General features: G+C 67.6%; 13 protein-coding genes. All 13 read right to left on the reverse strand.

Features of this window, described 5'->3' with window-relative positions; translation table 11 throughout:
* Positions 1-128: 128 nt before the first annotated feature.
* The 13 genes from HUW62_RS34915 to HUW62_RS34975 all read right to left on the reverse strand — a co-directional run bounded on the left by HUW62_RS34915 (position 129) and on the right by HUW62_RS34975 (position 19,935).
* The gene (locus HUW62_RS34915) at positions 129-5,573 is read right to left on the reverse strand and encodes a contractile injection system tape measure protein (RefSeq protein ID WP_176436885.1); all 5,445 of its coding nucleotides are present in this window, start codon (positions 5,571-5,573) and stop codon (positions 129-131) included.
* Complete coding sequence (locus tag HUW62_RS34920) at positions 5,570-8,020, reverse strand: hypothetical protein (RefSeq protein WP_176436886.1); 2,451 nt, start codon at positions 8,018-8,020, stop codon at positions 5,570-5,572. The genes HUW62_RS34915 and HUW62_RS34920 overlap by 4 nt, the downstream gene beginning before the upstream one ends.
* A gap of 26 nt (positions 8,021-8,046) precedes the next feature.
* Positions 8,047-11,775, reverse strand: a complete 3,729-nt coding sequence (locus tag HUW62_RS34925; RefSeq protein ID WP_176436887.1) for a baseplate J/gp47 family protein — start codon at positions 11,773-11,775, stop codon at positions 8,047-8,049.
* A gap of 3 nt (positions 11,776-11,778) precedes the next feature.
* Positions 11,779-12,204 carry a GPW/gp25 family protein gene (locus HUW62_RS34930; protein ID WP_163869102.1) on the reverse strand — a complete coding sequence of 142 codons (426 nt, stop codon included), beginning with the start codon at positions 12,202-12,204 and terminating at the stop codon, positions 11,779-11,781.
* A 6-nt stretch (positions 12,205-12,210) separates the two neighbouring features.
* Positions 12,211-12,513, reverse strand: coding sequence for a PAAR domain-containing protein (locus tag HUW62_RS34935; protein ID WP_163869101.1), 303 nt, complete (start codon positions 12,511-12,513; stop codon positions 12,211-12,213).
* 25 nt (positions 12,514-12,538) lie between these two features.
* The gene (gene vgrG / locus HUW62_RS34940) at positions 12,539-14,338 is read right to left on the reverse strand and encodes a type VI secretion system tip protein VgrG (RefSeq protein WP_163869100.1); all 1,800 of its coding nucleotides are present in this window, start codon (positions 14,336-14,338) and stop codon (positions 12,539-12,541) included.
* Positions 14,335-15,036 (reverse strand): LysM peptidoglycan-binding domain-containing protein, encoded by a 702-nt coding sequence (locus HUW62_RS34945; protein WP_163869099.1) that lies wholly within the window; start codon positions 15,034-15,036, stop codon positions 14,335-14,337. The genes vgrG and HUW62_RS34945 overlap by 4 nt, the downstream gene beginning before the upstream one ends.
* Positions 15,037-15,038: 2 nt before the next feature.
* Positions 15,039-15,230: a DUF5908 family protein gene (locus tag HUW62_RS34950; protein WP_163869098.1), complete on the reverse strand. Its 192-nt coding sequence runs from the start codon at positions 15,228-15,230 to the stop codon at positions 15,039-15,041.
* A 10-nt stretch (positions 15,231-15,240) separates the two neighbouring features.
* The gene (locus tag HUW62_RS34955) at positions 15,241-15,771 is read right to left on the reverse strand and encodes a phage tail protein (protein ID WP_163869097.1); all 531 of its coding nucleotides are present in this window, start codon (positions 15,769-15,771) and stop codon (positions 15,241-15,243) included.
* 14 nt (positions 15,772-15,785) lie between these two features.
* On the reverse strand, positions 15,786-16,205 hold the full coding sequence (locus HUW62_RS34960) for a phage tail protein (protein ID WP_240356920.1): 420 nt from the start codon (positions 16,203-16,205) through the stop codon (positions 15,786-15,788).
* 91 nt (positions 16,206-16,296) lie between these two features.
* Positions 16,297-17,850, reverse strand: a complete 1,554-nt coding sequence (locus HUW62_RS34965) for a phage tail sheath C-terminal domain-containing protein (RefSeq protein ID WP_176436888.1) — start codon at positions 17,848-17,850, stop codon at positions 16,297-16,299.
* A gap of 37 nt (positions 17,851-17,887) precedes the next feature.
* Positions 17,888-19,336, reverse strand: a complete 1,449-nt coding sequence (locus HUW62_RS34970; protein WP_176436889.1) for a hypothetical protein — start codon at positions 19,334-19,336, stop codon at positions 17,888-17,890.
* Positions 19,333-19,935 carry a DUF4255 domain-containing protein gene (locus HUW62_RS34975; RefSeq protein WP_163869093.1) on the reverse strand — a complete coding sequence of 201 codons (603 nt, stop codon included), beginning with the start codon at positions 19,933-19,935 and terminating at the stop codon, positions 19,333-19,335. The genes HUW62_RS34970 and HUW62_RS34975 overlap by 4 nt, the downstream gene beginning before the upstream one ends.
* Between the last annotated feature and the right edge of the window lie 372 nt (positions 19,936-20,307).

Raw genomic sequence — 20,307 nt, forward strand, 5'->3', positions numbered from 1 at the left:
TCGGCTGATCAGGCGTCTTCTCGAGAGTGGCCTCCCACAAGGCGATGTCGTCGCGCCAGACGGGGATGCGGGCCAGCGTCAATGCGGCGAATACCGCGACGCTCCCTCCCGCCACCAGGGCCATGGCGCTACCAGGAGACATAGAGGGGCTGAGGCATCCACGGATGGGTGAGGATGGAGATGCTCCAGGGGACCTGGTCGACGAGCACGTCGAGCGTCTTGCGTTGCACCTGGAGCTTCCAGCGGTCGTCGAGCTGCTCCAGTCGGCCTTCGCGTTGGAGGAAGGTCTCTCGCAGGCCGGCGACGGAGGTGTTGGCGATGATGGTCCAGTTGGCGATGAGGGCCTTGAGGAGTCGGTCGCAGAGGGACTGCTCGCGCTCGGTCAGGTCGATGCCGCTGGGGACGGGGGTGGGGACGGAGAGGCCGCAGAGGATTTTGTTGAGGACGAGCAGCGGCTCGGGCGCGGAGGTGCGGCCGTCGACGAGGTACTGGAGCAGGTGCACCGCGCGCGTGGCGGGCTCGGGGTCCAGGTGGGTTTTTCCCGTGTCGTCGACGCGCGACAGGCCGAGCTCCCGGAAGAGGTGGGGGAGGAAGGGGCTGGCGAGGACGAGGCCCGCGTTGTCGATGTAGATGGGCGTGCCGCCGTGCTTCTCCTCGCCGAGTCGGAAGGCGGTCCGACCGGGGTTCTTCGAGGGGCGGGAGCGCGAGGTGCTGGAGCGGCGCGAGTCGGGGCGGGTGGTGGTGGTCCACGCGGTGACGAGGGCCGCGCGTCGTTGATGGAGCAGGGCGCCGAGGCGCGGGACGGCTTCGTGTCGGGCGAGTTCGATGGCGCGCTCGAGGAGGCGCTCGGCGGTGCTGCGCGAGTCTCGGTGGCCGGGCTGGGCGGTGTGGAGGCGCGCGGAGAAGTGTTCGAAGAAGGCGGACACGAGTTGTTCCAGCGTGAGGCTTCCGCCAGGACGTTCGCCGAGCAGCTCCAGGACGAAGCGCCAGAAGGCGGACCGCTCCGTGAGCGCGGGAGTTCCGGGAGGAGCGACCTCCTGCCACGCGGCGGCGAGCACTTCAGTGGCGGAGAGGAGCGCTGCGTGGACGTGGGGCGCGAGCACGGCGCTGAAGCGCGCGAGCACGGAGTCCGGAAGGCTCCGGGCCCAGTGTTCCTGGAGCCGCTTGCGGTGGGCATGGCGACGGACGAAGCCGCGGAGCACTTCCGGTGATTCATCCAGGAGGGACTGGAGCAGGCGGAGCAAAGCATCGTCTGACAGGCCGGCGTAACGGTCCGCGCTCTCCGCGAGCAGGAACGAGAAGAGGGCCTCGCGTGCTTCGTGTCCCGCGAGATTCGCGGACTGGGCGGCGGCGGGCGTTTCGTCGGAGCTCGGCTCTGGCGATAGCTCGTTGCCTGGATGGGTCGAGGCGTCGCGAGGAGGCGGGGAGGAGAGGGACGCCGTAGTGGCTGTTGGTGGCGACTCGTGCGCAAGGGCGCGGTGGTCGTGCGAGGCCACAGGAGGACGCGGTGCCTCCGCGATGGAGCCAGGAGGGTGCGGCGCTGAGGAAGTTGGCGGTTGCTGAAGGAGTGAGTCCTCGCGGGAAGAGGTGCGCGCGGGCCTGTCGCCTTGGAGTTCTGGATGGGCTGCTTCCGTCGGAGTGTTTACTGCGTGCGAAATGGCTCCGCGTGAATGCTCGGGACTCGTGGATGGCGATTGTTCGGCAGGTGCAGTGTCGGAATGCCTCTGATGAATGGAGGCTTCGGCCAGTCCTGGCGAACGTGAACGCCCGAGGCTCTCTCCTGACTGTTCGGACTGGGTAGCGTCAGGCTGAATCGGATGAGCGGTCGCGGCGGTCGCTTCTGTCGAACGTGAACGTCCAAGGCTCACGGAGGACGGCTGTTCGACCTGGGCAGCGTCAGGTTGTGTCGGATGAGTGGACGCTTCAGCCGCGTCTGGCGAACGTGAATACCCAAGGCTCGCGGAGGGCGGCTGTTCGGCCTGGGCAGTGTCAGGCTGCCATGGATGCGTGGACGCATCGGTCACTTCTGACGAACGTGAATGCCTGAGGCTTGCGGAGGGCGACTGTTCGACCTCGGCAGTGTCAGGCTGCCCTGCATGAGCGGACGAATCGGCCACTTCTGGCGAACGTGAACGCTCGAGGATTGCCGAGGGAGGCTGTTCGGCCTGGACAATGTCAGGCGGCTTCAGATGACTGGAGGCTTCGTGCACCTCTGGTGGGAGTGAAAGCCCGGGGCGCGTGGAGGGGGACCGCGCGCCCAGAACAGCGTTGGCATTTCTCGGATGAACGACTTCGTCCACCTCGGGCTGTTGTGAATGCCCCAGGCCCGTGGAGGCTTGCTGTTCGGTAAGGGCAGCGTTGGGTCGCTCCGAATGAGCGGAAGAAGAGTTCACCTCCGGCGAACGTGAATGCCCGAGGCTCGTCGATGGCGATTGTTCGACTGGAACAGCGTCGGGCCACTCCGGATGAGTGGAAGGCGCATCCACCTCTGGCGAGCGTGAACTCCTGAGGTCCATGGAGTGCGGCTGTTCCGCTGGAGCAGCGTTGGACCGCTCCAGATAAGCGGAAGAGGCATTCGCTTCCGGCGAACGTGAACTCCCGAAGTCCGTTGAGGGTCGCCGTTCGACCTGGTCTGCGCCGGACTGCTTCGGATGACCTGAGCCTTCTTCAACCGCCGGCGAAAGTGAGTGCCAGAGGCTCGCGGAGAATGGCTCGGTAGGGGACCCGTGCTTCGCCAGAGAGGTGGGTTCCGCACTCGCGCCGGGCGCTGGAGAAGCTCCGAGGCTGGTGGGATGGAACTCGTTTCGATTCGCCGCCTCCGTCGCCTTGGACGCCAGTGCCGCGTCTGTTTCAAGCGCACGCGCTTGTCCGGGACGTACGAGTGTCGGATCGACAAGCGCCGTATTCGTCCGCTCCGGCGGGGTGACTCCCTCTCTTGCCTCGTGCGCGAGAGCGGACTCGCGACTCGCAGGTGATGACTCGACCGGTCCCGATGATGACGTCGCCGACGAAGGAGCTGCTTCGAGCGCGAGTGACGGATTGAGGTCCCCGATTGAGGGGACAACCTGTCGTGCGGAGTCTCGCACCTCATTCGCTGCCTGAATGCGCGGAGGCATGAGGCCAATGGATGGTGAGTCGGCCTCGGTATCCACTTGCCGAGAATGAAAGCCCTCCGCCTCTTCTTCCTGCGCGCGTGCAGGGTCCCTCTTAACGCTGAATGGCGAGGTGCCCGCATCCACGAGTTCAGCATCGACTTCGTGCGTGGGCGAAGTCTCGATGCCCAGGTTGGATGGCGAAGCCATCGTGTCCACGAGCCGAGGAGCCGGCTGCTCCGCCTCTATTTCGTAGGTGCGAGAGGTCTGGAGGCTCGCGGCGGATTGCGGAACCGCCATGTCCACGCTCCGAGATGGCAGTTGCTCCCCATCTATCCCGTGCGTGCGTCGCGACTGGTCGCGCGCGGTAATCTCCGAATCCACCGCGTCCACGTGCCGAGGAGGAATGTGCTCCTCCTCCTCCGTCGGTGGTGACTGGAGTCCGACGGATGCTGCCCCAGCCAGAGCTGCATCCACGGAGGAGACTGATGGCGCGAACACCTCTGCTTCTTCATTCCCCCGTGAAGGCCGACGGCTCACGGTTGAAGCGTGGGCAGGCTCCGCATCTGCCAGTGCCCCACGGAACGCCTGAACCTGCTTCGCCGGCAACTGTCCCGCCGCCTCCCAAACCATGACGGTCCGAAGCAGGACCCCATGAACCTCACCCGGAATCACCGAACCGAACAGTCGCTTCAACAACCGACTGAACGCGCCCTGTGCCAGCGGAGCCGTCTCCCCCAGCAGCAACAACTCGTGAAACACCTCTTGTCGAGCCCCCTCCCTGCCGCGTGGAAGGAGCCGCTCCGGCAAAGTGTTCAGCGCCCGCACCAGCGCATTCAGCGTGCCCGCCTCACGGGGACGCAGCAGGTCCATTGCCCGCTCAATCAGCTCCGGCTCGCTCTGCTCGACCAGCGCGGTCCTCAACACCTCCACGTCGCGCAGCGCGAGAAGGAAGTGTCGAGTGTCCTCCGGAAATGAAACCAGCAGCGCCGCCAGCAGCGCCGCCACGGTAGGCCCCGACTGCTCTCCAAATCGGAGCCGACTCACCAGCGCCGACTTGAGCGCATGGGCCTCCCACCGGGACAGCTCCGCCTCAGGAGAACTCCGAGCCTCCGCGAACGCCCCCGCACGAGGCGCCGCCAGCTCCTCCAGGTCCACCGGCCTCCCATCCAGGAGCGCGGAAATCAACCGAGCGAAGAACAGCGGCTTGTCCTCCGCTCGAGCCACGAACACCGGCAGCGCCGAGCGCAGCGGACTGCCTTCATCACCAGATGGAGGCATCAGCCGCACGAGCAGCTTCGCCAGCGTCTCCTCCGGAATCCTCCGCACCGCGCGCATCAGTCGCGTCAGAGACCCTCCAGGGTGCTCCCACGCAAGCGCCCGCCGCTGAAGTGAACGGGGCAGCTCCGGCAACGTCGCCACGAGGCGCTCCGCCGTCAGCTCCGGCATGCGCACGAGCGTGCCCCACGGCAACACGCCATGCTGAAGGTAGTAGCGAAGCGCCTCCGTCAGCTCATAGCGAGCCGATGCCGTCTCTGGCACCGTCAGCTCCTCCCCGTCGTACTCCTCCACGTCCGCGGCTTCCGGAACAGGAGGAGGAAGCTCCCGCACCAGCTCCCCGATGACGAAGGACAGCGAGGCCAGCACCGGGTGCCGTTTGCGCACCTGCTCCAAGCCGATGCCCAGCGTGGTGAGCAGCTCCGGATACTCCAGACCCTGACTCTCGGCGACGCCTTCCAGGAGCTGCTTCAGCGCGCTCTTGCGATTGAACTGTGAACCCGCCTCCTTCACCAGATACGTCAGCGTCAGCGACCAGAGCAGGCGCGACAGTCCGCGGTCGCTCAGCGGCACGACGGGTTTGACCCGATGGAGCGCCTGGAGACTGACGATGTAGTCGATGAGGAGCGCCGCGTGCTTCGGCTCCAGGAGCGTGATGAGCCGCTCCAAGGAGCGCTGGTCCAACTGGAGTACCAGCCGGTCCAGCACGTCTCCCATCGAGGCATGCGTGCCGACCAGTCGAACCAGGGCCTGGGGGTCGCTCATGGCCACCTGCGCGAAGAGGGCTCCGAAGGAGAACCCCGCGCCACCGGGTGCCCAGTACGGCAGCGTGCCGTGCAGCAGGTAGTGCTCGAACAACTCCAGCCGCACCTCCGCCTCGGTCCGAGGCTGCTCCCCAGAGGGCGGCGCCACACGTCGGGCATGCACCGCCTGCTCCACGACCTCGCGCAGCCGGGCGGTGAGCCGCTCTTCCACCACCTGCTCGAAATTGTCGAGAGGCACCGTCCCCAGGTCCACATCCAGCCGGTCGATGCGCAGGTGCAGGCCCGGAATATCCACCGCGTCGAACACCTGCTCGATGATGGCCAGCAGGCGTCGCCGGTTGAAGTCGCTCAGTCGAGGTTGAAGCTCCAGCGCCTGGGCCTCGGACTCCAGCTCCACGTGGAGCGTCTGCTTCCGGATGTGGTGCCGCGAGCCCGTCATGCGGGAGCCACCTCGGACTCGCGCGTCGCGGCCTCCAGGAAGTCCCGCAGTCGAGCCGATGCCGTGGCCAGCCCCTCCTCCTGGCGAAGCGCGTTCCTCCAGGCCCAATAGAGCCGCTCGAAGCGAGCCATGCGCGAAGGGCCGAGGAACAAGCAGTCCGCCACCACGAGCGCGGGCGCGTTGCTCCGGATGACCTCGCGAGCGAAGGTCTGGAACTCCGAGTCACTCCACTGCCGCGTCGCCGTGGAGATGACCGCCGTCACCGTGAAGCTGTAGGGAAACGCATCCTCGCCGTCGCGACGCGCGGACCGCAGCAGCAGGTGCTCCACGATGTAGAGCTGCGAGCGCTGCCGGTTGAGCGTAGCCACCTGGTCGACCAGCGCATGCGCGCGGGCCACGGCGCTGCCGGTGTCCGGGAACTTCCCCGCCAGATGCCACCCTTTCTCGGAAGGCGCCTTGCACACCAGCGCCACGGAGGACTCGCCCGGCAACGTCCCCACGCGGAAGTTCTCCAATGCGCCCGCGGCCCCAAGGAAGGCACCGCTCACCGCCTGTGCTCTCAACGGGGAGGCGGACGGACTCTCCGGAGCGGGCAGGGATGCGACGCTCGAGAAGCGCTCCTCGATGGTGTCCACATGCCGAGCCAGCGCGCGTCCCTCTGGCGCGGGCTCACCCGAGTCCGAGAGGTCGAGTCCGTGCTCGTCCAGGGTGTCGATGAGCGGCCGTGCATCCGCCTCGTGCATCCCAAGCTGGATGCGGCTCTTGATGGCCATGCCCGCGACATTCCCGGGGCCCGGTCGCTCCAGGTAGTCGAAGCCGCGTCCGCGTCCGTGCGTGCTCTGGACCAGGTGATGGAGCAGCGCGAGCTTCGCCTCCATCAATCGCTCTGACTGCAGCGCCTGCGGACTCCCCTCCCAGGCGACGTCCGCCACCGCGTCGTCCTCGAGTCCCTCCGCGCACAGCGCGAGCAGGACATCGAGGAACCGGTTGCGGCGCTCGGTGACGGGGTCCTGGCTGGCGACCAGCTCCCTCAAGCCGCGCTCATAGCCCGACGAGTCCTCGCCAGGAGCCTCCCGCTTGAGCAGCGCCTCCACGTCGGGGACGGAGTCGGCGAGCGACTGCGAGAAGTACGTGCGGCGCAGCTCCGAATCGCCGGAGAACAAGTCCCGGACGCGCGAGAGCTGAGCGAAGAAGTCCGCGAGGAGCTGCTCGAAGACGAGCAGGTAGCCCTTGAGCTGCCGCGCCTGTCCCTGGCGTGCGAGGGGCGCTGCTTCGGGAAGCCCCGCCGAGCCGATGCCGTAGACCATCGGGTACTGCGTCTGGATGGAGGTGTAGCTTCGGAAGTCCTGGCGCTGACCTCGGGGCATGGCGAGGTACTCGTCGTACTGCGGCGCCAGGGGATACGTGCGGCGCTGCTCGGCCCACAGGCGCTCCAGCTCCCGTCGCACGCGCGCGGGCTGGGGCTTCACCTCGACGCCATTGCGGAACAGGCGGATGGTGAATCCGCCCCGCTTCGCGTCCGTCGCCGTGTCCAGGACGAGCACCTGATTCAACGCGACGGGAAGCGAGCCGTCCGGTCCCACCGCCACCGCGTCGTTCGCGCGGAGGCTCACGTTGCGGACGCTGGTGACGCCCGGCGTCTGGACCATCACCCGCGTGAGGTCCTGGAGGGAGATGGAGGTCGCCTTGGGTTGAAGCTCCGCGTCGGCGATGAAGCCGTTCTGGAGCAGCGGTCCCTCGAAGATTTCGTCCGTCGTGCGGCCCTCGTCGAGCAGGGACTTCAGCGACTCACGGCGAGGCTCCGGCGCGAGGAAGTTCCCGATGTCGAAGAACAGCCCGGCGAGGATGAGCTCGGGTGTGCGGCTCTCGTCGATGCTCGCGTCGGCGGAGACGATGGCCTCCACGTTCTCCAACACGGTGATGTCCCGCAGGTCCTCGCACAGCCCGCGGTGCCGGTGGTAGACGCGGCGGACGGCGTCGATGATGGCCTCGGGGGAGCGCTCGTCGGTGGCGCAGTCGTGCTGGCCCGGTGCGTAGATGCCCAGGTCATAGAGTCCCTGCACCTCACCGGACGTGACGGGCGTGAGCCAGACGTTGCCGACGGTGGGCACGCGGTCGATGAGGAGCTTGCGGTAGTCGCGCTCCGTCACCGGGTTGCACGGGAGGATGTCGCGCGCGGGGAAGAGCCCCTGTCGCGCCGGGTCGATGAGGCCCGTCACCGGGTCCAGCAGCAGGTCCGCGAGGGGAAACGAGGCCCGGTAGGACAGCTCCGTGAGCGCGTAGCAGAGCTGCTCCAGCGTGGTGACGCCCGGGTCGGTCTCGTTGTAGTCCGTCCAGATGTTTCCGGAGAGCTGCTGGATGAGCGCGGTGCCCTCTTCCTTGAGGGCCACGTAGTTCAGGCCCACGTTCGCGGGCGGCTCGGCGGTGACGGTGACGGGCTCTGCCATGGGGGGCTCCACGAAGACGAAGGGGCTCAGTAGCCTTCCGCCAGGGGCTCGGCGGCGGGCGCACCGGCGGCTTGCAGCTCATGCCGCGTGGCGGAGGTGAGGAAGTACCAGTCGGACTCCAGCGCCTCGGGCGGCGGCGTGTGCCCGAGCTCCAGCGACAGCAGCGCCTGGACATAGGGCCGCGTCTGGATGAAGTCGGAGATGTCCGCCTCGGACGCGTACTGTCCCTGCCGCGTGGCGCGCGACGCGTCTTGGTACCAGGGCGACAGGTACTCCACGAGCTCGCGGTCCAACTGGTCGATGCTCGCGCCGACGTCCTCACCCCCGCGGAAGTCCACCAGGGCCTTCACCGTGACGCGCACGTAGATGGGATTGACGACGCGAATCCGGGCGAAGGGACTGGCGCGCTCCTGGAGATAGCCCTGGATGCGCTCCAGCATGTCCGACGTGACTTGCGGCACCGTGGCGTCCGCCGACGTCGTCCCATCCCTTCCGGGCACCACGACGACGAGCACAGCGCCAGGCACGCCGGACTGGAGTGGCGCGTGGGCCGGCAGGGCCTTCACCTTCCAGATGGAGGGGAAGCGCTCCAGCACCAGGCGCTCGTAGTCCCACGCGAGCACGGCGCGCTCCTTGTGCCGCAGCCGCTCGGAGGCGCGGGCCTCGAAGGTGCGAGACGTCTCCGGCGGACGTCCGCCGAAGGACGGCATCGGCTGGGAGATTCCGCCGATGTCGGGCAGCTCCTGCACGGAGAGGGTGATGCTCCCGGCCGGAACGGGCGTCTCCACGTCCACGCCGGGCTCCTGCCGCGTGGAAAGCAACGCATGCGGGATGACGTCGAGCGTCCGGGGAAACGCCTCCGCGTCGTCCGCCACCGAGGCGCGCACCCACTGAAGCTCCGACTCCTCACCGCCGGAGGGCATCAGCGTGCTCTCCGCGGAGCTGAAGGCCGGAAGGCTCAACGCGAGGATGCCCGTGCCCTGGAAGCCTCCCGTCGTATCGAAGAGGACCTGCGAAGGCGCGAGCGCGTTCCACCCCGCCGCAGTGAGCAGGTCCCACCGCACGACGGGCGGCGTGCCCTCTCCCAGGAAGGTGCCGCTCAACTGGAACAGCAGCGTGAGCGTCTGCGCCGTGTCCAGCCCCGTGAAGCCGAGGAACAGGTTGGCCGGCGCCTTGAAACGCGGCAGCAGCGACAGGGGGCGCCGCGCCTCGGGCGTCACCTGCTTGAAGCCCTCGAAGGGCAGCAGGTGGAAGAAGCGCATGTCCTCCAGCGTGCAGCGCGCCGAGTAGTGGAGGCTCAGCTTCTGGAGCTGGGGCAGCCACGGAGGATTGGGGTACTTGAGGTCCTTGGGCTCCAGCGGGCTCAGGGGACTCTGGTCGAGCGGGTCCGGGAGCTCGGCCAGCACCGCGTTCAAGACGTTGAGGGTGTAGAGCGAGTCACCGAAGGCATACGACGGCGCGGCCAGCCGCAGCTCCAGCGCGCTGGTGGCGGGGTCGTAGTAGTCGGGCGGTGTGCTGGGGCTGATGTCGAACTGCTCCAACACCGTGTCCTTGCACAGCTCGCCCCTCACCGTGGGCGTGGGATTGGCGCAGTCGTCCTTCGTGCGGAAGAGATAGCCGCGCACGGTGTCCCAGTCCTCCGCGTCCTCCAGCGACGTCACCGGGGAGAGCGGCGACATCAGCGGTTGCAACATCCAGGAGCCAGGCTGGAGCACGCGCAGGTCCGCGAGGAAGCTCTGGTTGTCGAAGAGGTCGGCCGTGGGCTTGCCGTCCGGTCCCACCACATAGTCACGGTAGTAACCGTGAAACCCATCCTTGTTGGAGGGCAGGTTGAACCAGTCCAGCGAGAGGCGCAGGGTGTCGGGCTGCTTGACGAACAGCTCCGTGTGGCGGATTCGCACGTAGGAGCCGACGACGGGTTCCGAGCCGAACAGGGGCCAGGGCACGTTCGGGTCCACCTCGCCCTGCGTGTTCTCCACGCTCACGCCGGACAGGTCGGACACCCGCACGTGCAATTCGAGCGTGGAGAAGTCCACCGCGTCCAGCAGCGACACGGGATGGACCTCTACGTCGCCCTTCAGCAGGACGGGCTCGGACTTCAGGAAGGCCCGGAGCGTGGGCAGGTCCGGAGTGGGGCCGGTGCCATTGGGCACCACGGAGGGCGCGGAGGGCGTCAGCTTGAACCAGAGCCCGAAGCCACTCAGTCGCGGCTCGACCTCGCCCCGAGGGGGTAGAGGCGGGAGGACGGGCTCGTAATTCTCCACCGTCAGCCAGCCGTCCGCGGTGGAGACCTGGAGTGTGAAGGACTCTTGCAGCACCTGGCGGAGCACGCTCCGCTCATCCAGCCCTGTCGCCGAGGCGAGCGCCGTCAGCAGCGTGCCCAGGCGCTTCGCGGAGGCCGGCGCGAGTGGAACCTCCAGCGTCACCTCGCGAGTGCCACCCGTCAGCAGCAGGTAGCGAGACGCGAGCGCGAAGCCGAGCGTCGCGGGCACGGTGACGGTGGTGGGCGTCATGCCCGTGCGCACGGCGCCGAACGTCGCCCAGCCGGGAAGCCGCTCGTCGGAGGACGACTCCGCGTCGGTCTGCTCCGGCTCCAGCGGCATCTCCGAGGAGAGCACCTGCTGGACGACGGTGAGCGCGTCCTCCTCGTCCCCTAGCGGAGAGGCCAACGGCAGCAGGGGCCCGCTCAGCACGCGCAGCGCCAGGCGCCGGGCCACCGTGGCCGGCGTGACGCCCACCGACGTGTCCGAGGCGAAGAGGATGTCCTGCCCATCCGGCCGCTTGCCCGCGGGGAACAGCGTGCCCCGAGGGACGAGTGCCTCGCTCACCTCCTCGTCCTCGGCGAGGGTGAAGGTGAGGTACGTGCTGTCGGGGAGCGCGGCGCGGTGTTGAAGGCGCAGCACGTCGCGGTGATAGAAGCCGGCGTATCGGCCCGACACCGTGTTGACGGTGTCCTGCGCGGTGCGGAAGAGCTGCACGAAGGACATGTACAGCGCCAGGTGCGGCGGGTGGTTTCCTGTCGCCAGCGCCGTGGGCAGCAGCGTCGCCGTGAGGCCCTGGAGTCGCGACAGCGCATCGAGGAACGGGTCGAGCAACGGCTCCAGTCTCGCCGCCGCCGCGCGCGCCCGCGCTTCCTTGGAGGCGCCCTTGTAGCTGGCGCCGTCCGCGGGCAGGTCCTCCAGCCCCCAGATGGGCAGCATGCCCTCCGTGTCCAGTCGCACCGCTCGACCGAGTGCCTGGGGCAGCCCCGCGCCCTTCGCCGCGCTCACCAGCGCGCGCAGCGCCACGGACAGCGGCCCCTCCACGGCGCTGACCAGGCCCTGGCCGAGCAACCGGGACAGCTCGCCCTGCGCGCCCAGGCCCGTGCCCCTCAACCAGAGGTCGAAGCGACGGGCCAGGCCGAGAACGAGCTGGAACGCGTCCGAGAGCGTGGAGAAGGAGCGCTCGAAGGCGCGAGCCGCGTCCACCTCGCGCACGGTGACGAGGAAGCGGTCCTCCACCGCGCTCGCGTCCAGCGCGTCGATGGAGGCGAGCACCATCACCGGGTCCGCGAGGAAGAACTCCGCCCAGTCTCCGTCCCGCGTGTTCTTCAAATCGTAGAAGTAGATGAGCGCGCCGAAGCGGGGCGCGAAGTCGAGCAGCTCCGAGCGCGTGCGCCCGTCCACCGGCGCATGGCCCGCTTCCAGGGCGCGCAGCCAGCGTCCCAGTTGGCTGGGCGCATCGTTGATGGCGACCTTCGTATCGCGCGGGGCCATGGGCTAGGGCCCCTGCACCGGGATGCTGCCCTCCTGGAGATAGAAGGGGTAGACGAGGTTGCTGCGCGTGTTCGTCTGCGTGACGATGTACGAGATGGTGATGGACAGCATCCCATCCACCGACGCATCCCGCTGCACCGTCACCGCGTCCACGGCGATGCGCGGCTCCCAGTAGAGGATGGCCTGCTGGACGTAGTCCTGGATCTGCCGCGTCAGCGTGGTGTTGATGCTGCGGAAGACCATCTGCCGCAGCTCGCAGCCATAGTTGGGGAGCATCATCCGCTCGCCCAGCGAGGTGGACAAGAGCACCCAGAGGCTCTCGCGGATGTCCTGGTCATCGCTGACCATGAGCAGGCCGCCGGTGCGCCGGGAGAAGGTGGGTGGAAAGCTCCACCCGGTACCGAGGAAGGAGGGGGGCTGGTTCTCCATGGTGGCTCACCCTCCAATCATCACCGTGGGAAACCCCACGAGGATGGTGCCGCCGTGGGCCGTCTTGTCCCCGAGCCGCGCGGCGGGAAGTCCCATCACCTTCACCGTCGTGGAGCCCTTCATCACCGCGTCCGGTGGCCCCACGCAGATGGCCACGTCGCCGACCTTGGCGGCGGGCAGCCCGCCAATCAGCACCGTGGGAGCGCCGGGGCCGGCGATGGGGCCTCCGACGTGAGGCACCTGCACGGGGCCCACGGGGGTTGTCATCGGGCACTGATGGAAGTCCGTGACGCGGGCGGCGGGAGGCATGGGGCGCACCTTTCGGGGACAGCGCTCAGTTGATTTTCACCAGCGAGCCGCGGACGGTGAGGATTCCACCGGACTTCACCTCGGTCTGGGTATTGCCGCTGGCGGAGAAGCTCACGGACGCCTTGTTCGCCACCTGCTTGCCGCTCACGGAGACATTGCCCGTGGCTTCCAGCGTCAGGTTGGCGCCGGCCTTCACCGCCACGTTTCCCTTGGCGGTGATTTTCACGTCCTTGGCACTGTCCAGGGCGATGCCGCCCTTGGACAGGGACACGGTGTTGCCGTTGCTGTCTTGAATGGAGATGGCGCCGGACGTGTCGTCCAGCTTCACGATGTGATTGCCGGGCGTCTTGATGACGATGACCTTCTTCTCGTCATCGAACGACAGCTCCAGCTTGGACCGCGTGACGACGGCCTTGCGCGTGTTCTTCTCGTCCGGGGGATACGCCGGCGCGCGCTGCTTGCTGTACACGGAGCCGAGGATGACCGCGTGGCGCGGGTCTTCGTTCATGAAGCCCACCACCACCTCGTCGCCGACCTCCGGGTAGAACAGCGCGCCCACGCCGCTGGACGCGTAGAACGTCCCCAGCCGCGCCCACACGCCCTTGCTCGGCTCCTGGAGCAGCGGCAGCCCCACCAGCACGCGCAGCTCGCCGCCGGGGTCCTTGGCCACCTGCTTGACCACGCCCGTCTGCAGTCCTTTTATCGGCGGAAGCTGTCCGGCCGCGTCCGGCGCCGCGATGTCCGGGTTCTCCGCGGTGAACCAGCGCGGCGACAGGCCGAAGTCCGCCGACGTCATCCAACGCCCGTCCTCGATGTGGTGATGCACGGCGCTGATGAAGGCGGCGCCATTGAAGCGCGGCCCCACGCCCCCCAACTCCAGCATCTTCCCCACCTGCGCCAGCGCGCTGCCGTGGAAGCGCACCGAGCCGCGAATCTTCGCGAGCTTCGACATCAGCAGCTCCGCGGAGGCCCAGTCCTGGAGGTCCGCGGGCTGCAACTCCGCGCCCGTCTGGAGCGCGAACTTCTTCGCGCCGAACACCTGTGCGAGCTGGGCGGAGGTGACGTTGCCCTGCTCCTTCACGGAGACGCTTCGCGGGCCGGACTCGATGAGCTTCTGCGCGCCCGCGTCCCAGGTGTAGCCCTTGATGGCGGACGCGTCGAACTGGGTGGTGGCGTCCATCTCCACCTGGAGGTCCAGGATGGAGCGGCCATAGGTGAGGTTCAGCACGGGCGTCTGCGAAGTCTTGGGCTCCGCCACCGTCACCTCGCCGCCGTCCGCCATGACGACCAGGCCGTTGAGCTGCGCCCGCGTCACCATCAAGTCCCAGTCGGTGGCGTAGTACTGGACGATTTCGTCGTGCACGGCCGTCGTGGCGGTGACGTCGCCGGACAGCCCGTTGCGCGTCAGCAGCGTCTTGATGAGCGCGCTGTCCTTCACCTTCTCGAAGAAGCCGCTCTTGCGCTCCAGCGTCATCTTCATCGCCTCGTCGGTCAGCTCCACCACCAGCTTGGAGCCGGAGGACTGGTCGATTTCGAGCCCCTGCCGGCAGACGATGCCCTGGAAGATGCGCGTGTTCTCCCCGTCGTAGCCGGCGGAGATGAGCACCTTGGCCCCGGGGATGAAGGTGTCCTTGCTGCTGATGGGGAACAGGCCCGTGGACGCGCTGCCGTCGAACAACACCAGCTTCGCGCGCGGCAGCTTGTTGACGCCCAGCCACGTGTCCACGCTGATGACCTGGTACGTCTTGGGGATGACGGTGCCGTTCGACTCAATCGTGAACGTCGCCAGCGCCCCTTCGTTCTTCTCCGGAAAGGGCGGGGTCATGCCTGGGTCTCCTTCAGCGGAGGAAACAGCAGCTTCGAGCCCACGGTGAGCCGCCGGAAGTCGGACAGCCCGTTGACCCGTGCCACCTCGAGATACAGCGCGCTGGTGCCGTAGATGCGGAAGCACATCAGCGGCAGCGTGTCTCCCGCCTGCACCGTGCGCACGTGCGTCAGGTCCGGCGAGCTCATCCTCGCCTGGAGCGCCAGCTCCACCTCGTCGTTGTAGCCAAGGAACGTCCCCTTGGCCCGCGCGCGCAGCGGCGTGCCATCCGGCTTGAACAGCGTGTACGTCATGCTCAGCTTGGACAGCTTGCACTTGAACAGGAAGGTGCCCCACGACATCTTGAGATAATTGGGGCTGTGGATGTTCCCGTTGTAGGTGAAGACCAGCTTCTTGAACTTCGCCACCTGCTCGGCGATGCCGTCGTCGGTGAAAGGCATCAGCCCCGGCAGTGGACTGGGCACCACGCCGGTGCCGTCGAACACCAGCTCCAGCTCCACCGTGTCCGCGGGAATCCGGTTGAAGTCCGGTGAACCTCCGGGGCTGCCCTGCGTCTGGTTGTCATTGTACTTGACGCAGTACGTGTGCGAGTACGACGCCGGGTTGATGTACACGGTGTAGCGGCCGACCTCCGACGTGAAGTCGGACTTCTGGTAGGCGATGACGTTCATCTTCTCGAGGCTGCCGGAGAACCCCATCGCTACCGCTCCTGTCGCGCCTTCAAGATTTGGAGGACGCGGCGCACGCAGTCCTCCACCACCTTCTGGTGCGCCTGCTTCTCGTCGTCGCAGCCGCAGTCGCCCACGGGCGTGCTGGGCGTCTCCGGAATCGCCTCGCCGGAGCCGCCCCGCACGCTCATCTGGATGCCGACCTCGTTGACTTCCAGGGGCATGGCGCGCGCCTCACATCAGCCGGGACGTGAGCTGGGCCAGCTTGATGGCCACAGAGGCCGGGCTGCCCAGATTCACGCGCTCGAAGTAGTTGTAGGACAGCTCCAGCGACTCCGTGAGGATGCGGTTCTCCGTGGAGCTCATCGGGGACACCTCCCAGCGCAGCGGCCAGGCGTTGATGAAGCCCCACGCCACCAGTGGAAGGCCATCCTCGTTGAGCAGCAGCACGAGGATGTTCTGTGGCAACAGCGGCAATGACAGCCCCGAACCCACGCTCTGTCCGAACCACTCCGCCAGGAACGAGTCCCGCGTCACCACGCCCCGCTTGAGCACCAGGTTGGAGTACTTGGCGGCCTTGGGCAGCTTGTGCGTGAAGCGATTCTCGCCCCCTTCCGTGACGTCCTCCGTGTCCCAGCGGGCCTCGATGCCCGAAATCTCCTGGAACGAGGCGTCCAAATCGCTCGCCGCCGCGAGCAGGGTCGCGGAGCCGAGGACGGAGACGCTGAAGTAGAACGCGCCGGGCGGGTAGTAGGGTTCGGACATGGCGATGGCTGTGATTACGGCGCGGCGACGACGAGCGTCTCGAAGGCGACCTCGAGCGACTCCACGGCGACCTCGTTGCCTTCCGACTTGAGGTCCGTGCCGGAGAGCTTCGTGGGCCACGCGTTGTTCAGGGTCCACGTCATCTTCGGCGCGCCCTTCTCATCCAGCAGACTGATGATGACCGTCCGCCGGGTAATCGTGTTCATCTTGATTTCGTTGTACCAATCCCAGAAGCGGGCATCGTTGATGAAGATGCCCTTGCGCAGCTTCACGTTGCCGACCTTGCCCAGGCCCGGCATCTTGATGGGAAAGAAGCTGGGGTTGTTGCCGTGCCGGTACTCGATGACCTGCGTCTCCGTCTCCAGGCCATCTACTTCCTGGAAGCTGACGGACGTGTCGTCCCCCAACTGGACGGAGAAATAGAATTTCGGCAACGGCCAGATATCGTTTTGGACTTCTCCTGCCATGGCGGCTCCTCGTTGAACTCGTGAAGGGTGGAATCAGTCGTCGAAGTCCGGGCGGGCGCTACGCGCTGGCGCCTTCCATCTTCTGCTTGAAGGTCAGCTCGATGAACTCCGCCGGGCGGATCATCTGCAGGGTGACCTGGACGACCATGTAGCCCTCCAGCACGTCCTGCGCCGTCATGGTGCTGCCCAGGCCACACTCCACGCTGAACGCATCCGACGCGGTGGCGCCCAGCAGGCCTCCCTGGGACCACAGGCCCTGCAGGAAGCTGGACACCATGGAGGTGACCGACGCCCAGGTGTTGCCGTCGTTGGCGGCGAAGACGAAGCGGTCCAACGCGGCCTTGATGGACTGCTCGGCGTAGGTGAGGGTGCGGCGCACCTGGATGTAGCGCCAGTCATTGCTGTTGCCGTCCAGCGTGCGCGCGCCCCAGACGACGGAGCCCCGGCCCACGAACTCGCGCACGGCGTTGACGGCCTTGCCGTCCACCGGGACGTTGAGGTCCGCCTGCTGCTCGTTGTTGAGCTTGAACGTGGTGCTGGTGACGCCGGTGAGGCTGACGTTGGCCGGCGCGTTCCACACGCCCCGGTTGGCATCGTTCCAGGTGTAGATGCCCGCCATGGCGCCGCTGGACGGCAGCACGTCGTCCTTGCTGGTGATGATGCGCAGCATGTCCGTGAGGAGCGGCAGCGCGGCGGTGAGGTTCTGGTTCAGCGCGAGGATGTCCTCGGGCGTCGTGACGGTGCCAATCTTGGCGATGTCCGCGTCCACGGCCGTCTTGCGCGCGGCGGCGTTGGCGTAGAGGTTGGCGCTCTCCAGCAGCAGGATGGACTTGAGCGTCGCCTCCGTCTTGATGTTGGTGTAGTCGAAGTCGCTCACCTCCTGCACCGTGGTGTGCAGGAAGGGGAAGTAGGTCATCCCGTAGTTGAGGAACTTGCTGCCCAGCACGCCCCGGTAGTCGGAGATGACGGTGGACAGGGTGGCCTGGGTGACGGTGGCGGAGCCATACACGTCCAGCACGGCCACGCGGTCCTGAAGCGCGCCGCACTGGGCCAGCATCGCGGTGGCGACCGTCCCGTAGTCCGCCAGCGCCGCCAGGTTCACCGCGTCCGGCACCACGAGCATGGTGGGGCCCACCTGCTCGGCGATGACCGCCAGGCCGCCGACGAGCGTGGCCGGGTCCAGCGCGCTCGTGTAGTCGCCGACGGAGACGATGTACGCGCTGCCGCCGCCGTTGGCGTAGAACAGGCGCAGGCTGTTGAAGAGGACGTACTTGGTGCTCACCGCGGGGATGAGGTCGTAGTACTTCCAGCCGGGCGTCGCGCCGCTGTCATACACCTTGAAGTCGTAGTCGCCCGACTTCTGCTTGGCGGTGTCGGTGACCTCGGTGAGGTCGAACGTCGGGTCCGGCGCCCCGCCGAAAATCTGCTCGTAGTCCGCCAGCGAGCCGATGCGGATGGGCTTGTTGGGGATGGGCTTGCCGCTGAGCGTCGCCGTCTGGGTGTAGCCGATGAAGGCGGGCACCGCCGTCTGGATGCCGACGACGGAAGGCGGGAAGGCGTCCAGCTCGGTGACATAGACGCCGGGGGTTTTACGGGCTTGCCTGATGGACATCGGGTCCTCTCTTCGCTGCGTGGGTGGGCTTCGGGGTTCAGAGGTTCAGGTAGATGTCCGAGTAGTCCCGCTGCTCGAGCGGCGAGGGCTGGGGCGCTCGGCGCTGGCCCGAGGGACGGGTGGCGCGCGGGACACCGGGAGGGGGGCCCACGCGGGGCAGCACCATCGCGGGCGAGGCCACCGGCACGTTGGACATCAGCGTGCTCTCGAAGGCGCCCTTGGCCCGGCTCCCCGTGAGCTCGAAGAGCTGGTCGGGGACCTCCTGGAGCGGCAGCTCCTGGTCCGTGACGAAGAGATAGGCGTCACCCGCTCCGGCGACGGTGACGGGCACCGGGCCGGAGAAGGTGACGGGCTGGGGCGAGCTCACGTCGAGCAGCCGCAGCACGTCGTAGCGGACGCCCCGGGGCGGCACGACGTAGTAGCACCAGCGGGTGCTCCGTCGCTCGAAGCGCAGCTCCGCCCGCAGCGGGACGATGCGCGTCTTCTCCGCGCCCAGGGACAAGTCACACAAGGGATACAGGCCCACGTCGCCGGGGTTCGGCTTGGACAGCACCAGGTCGAGGAAGGCCAGCGGCGTCGGGTACGCCTGGGTGTAGAGGATGGTGCCCTGGTGCAGCGTCGCGCCGGCGGCGTCGAGCTGGCGCACGGTGTAGATGCCCTCGGGCAGGGCGGAGAGGTCCAGGTAGAGGAAGTCGCCCACGCGCTGCTCGGGGCCCTTGAGCCCTCGCGTCGCGCGCACCTCCTCGCAGGTGATTCGCGAGGGGGACTGCTTCTGGAGCAGGGCCACCGGAATGCTGCAGGGCCTGCACAGGACCTCGGCGCCGGAGAGGTCCAGCAGGACGACCTCGTCCGCCCCCGGCAGGAGCGGCACCTGCACCTGCACCTGCACCACGCGCTGCCGGCTGGCCTCCGTGACCTGCTCGCCCGGGTTGATGAGGACGGGGAGCGACGCGGTGCCCGCGCAGTGGAGCTCCTGGTCCTCGGGGGAGGGCTGCTCGCCGGCGAAGTGGGCCTGGAGGTTGTTGAAGTAGAGGTTGACCTCCGTGGGCTGGAAGTCGCTGGGCAGGTCCGTGAAGTTGACGAAGTAGGGCGTGTCCGGGACGAGCACGAAGGACAGCCACGTCCACTGGCCCAACTTCTCGCGGCGCTCCATCGCCTTGAGCAGCTGCGCGCGGCGGTTGTAGTCGTAGAGGACGGTGAAGGAGGTGCCCTCGTCGCGGAAGATGAGGCCCAGGTCCCTGAGCAGCGCCGCCGTGGCGGACGTGGGCCGGCAGACCAGGGCCGGGCAGCGGCCCTCGGAGCGATTGAAGTAGGTGTGCCGCAGGTCCACGCTCAAGAGCCGCTCGAAGGTGTAGCGACGCGGCAGCGTGACGTCCTCGAGCGGCTCTGGCGCTGCCAGGCCCTTGGGGATGTGGCGCCGCGCGAGCTCCCCGGGCCTCAGGGGGCCGCGCAGGGCCCGCTCGTTGGCGCGTCGGAAGCGGCTCATGGCAGGACCGCCTCGGGCTGGCCGGGCGCCTCGACGCCCTTGGCCGCGGGCACCTGGGCCTGCTGGGCCTCGCCCCGGTAGGGAATCATCCGGACCTTGTAGAAGACGGACGGCAGGTACTTCACACCCGCGAGCCCCATCAGGTGGTTGAGGCCCAGCAGGTCCAGGTCGACGAACTCGAAGGTGAGCTTGTCGATGTCCGGGTCCAACCCCGGCAGGCTCTGCTGGGTGAACCACGGCGTCTGCTGGAAGAAGCTGATGACGTGGGAGATGGCCTCCAGCCCCACGGGGTACGCCTGGTCCTCGAAGTTGGCGTACAGCAGGACGAAGAGGTCGATGTAGAGCGGCGGCGCGACGATGCCGTACGTGTCGGCGGACACGGGGACGTTGCGGTTGTACGTGCTGACGATGGTCTCGTGCCGGATGTTCGCCAGGAACATCACCACCGCGTCGCGCGCGGGGGCCGCGGGACTGCCTTGATTGTCCGTCAGGTTGGAGAGCACCACCCAGGGCTCCTGCCGGGGCGCCGCCTCCGCGTTCCGGATGAACTCATCCAGACGCCTGCGGACCAGCTCCAATGTGCCTCCCAGCTTGCCCAAGACAAGACTCCGCCGAGCACGCCCGCCGGGCGTGTCTGTGATTGGTGTGGATGGTGAGACCCGGAGGGCCGCCGGGGTTTTGCGAGCGAAGATGGAACCGCCGACCGTTCGCCACAGCCGCTGAGTGATTCACGCGAAGGTTTGATTCGTGTGATGGTCAGACAGTAACAGGGAAAACAAGTGTGTCAATGGGGGTGGACTTGTCTGACTTGGCGGGGAGGATGTCTTTTGAAACCCCGCGCGTCTGTATTTGAAGGCTCACCGGAGGGTGGATTCAGGCGGTGGGGCGCGCGGCGACTTCCGCACGTCGGACGTCCCGCCCCCGAGGGGCTTGGGCGGGTGGACGGAGAATCGCGGGGCTCACCTGGAGGG

The sequence above is a fragment of the Myxococcus sp. AM011 genome (genome assembly GCF_013372595.1).
GTDB classification, from domain to species: Bacteria; Myxococcota; Myxococcia; order Myxococcales; family Myxococcaceae; genus Myxococcus; species Myxococcus eversor.

Excerpts from the sequence above, each read along its gene's own strand:
- HUW62_RS34920 (WP_176436886.1), bottom strand. The coding sequence starts at position 8,020 with ATGGCAGAGCCCGTCACCGTCACCGCCGAGCCGCCCGCGAACGTGGGC.
- HUW62_RS34930 (WP_163869102.1), bottom strand. The coding sequence starts at position 12,204 with ATGGAGAACCAGCCCCCCTCCTTCCTCGGTACCGGGTGGAGCTTTCCA.
- HUW62_RS34950 (WP_163869098.1), bottom strand. The coding sequence starts at position 15,230 with ATGCCCCTGGAAGTCAACGAGGTCGGCATCCAGATGAGCGTGCGGGGC.
- HUW62_RS34955 (WP_163869097.1), bottom strand. The coding sequence starts at position 15,771 with ATGTCCGAACCCTACTACCCGCCCGGCGCGTTCTACTTCAGCGTCTCC.
- HUW62_RS34935 (WP_163869101.1), bottom strand. The coding sequence starts at position 12,513 with ATGCCTCCCGCCGCCCGCGTCACGGACTTCCATCAGTGCCCGATGACA.
- HUW62_RS34965 (WP_176436888.1), bottom strand. The coding sequence starts at position 17,850 with ATGTCCATCAGGCAAGCCCGTAAAACCCCCGGCGTCTATGTCACCGAG.
- HUW62_RS34970 (WP_176436889.1), bottom strand. The coding sequence starts at position 19,336 with ATGAGCCGCTTCCGACGCGCCAACGAGCGGGCCCTGCGCGGCCCCCTG.
- HUW62_RS34915 (WP_176436885.1), bottom strand. The coding sequence starts at position 5,573 with ATGACGGGCTCGCGGCACCACATCCGGAAGCAGACGCTCCACGTGGAG.
- HUW62_RS34945 (WP_163869099.1), bottom strand. The coding sequence starts at position 15,036 with ATGGGGTTCTCCGGCAGCCTCGAGAAGATGAACGTCATCGCCTACCAG.
- HUW62_RS34925 (WP_176436887.1), bottom strand. The coding sequence starts at position 11,775 with ATGGCCCCGCGCGATACGAAGGTCGCCATCAACGATGCGCCCAGCCAA.
- vgrG (WP_163869100.1), bottom strand. The coding sequence starts at position 14,338 with ATGACCCCGCCCTTTCCGGAGAAGAACGAAGGGGCGCTGGCGACGTTC.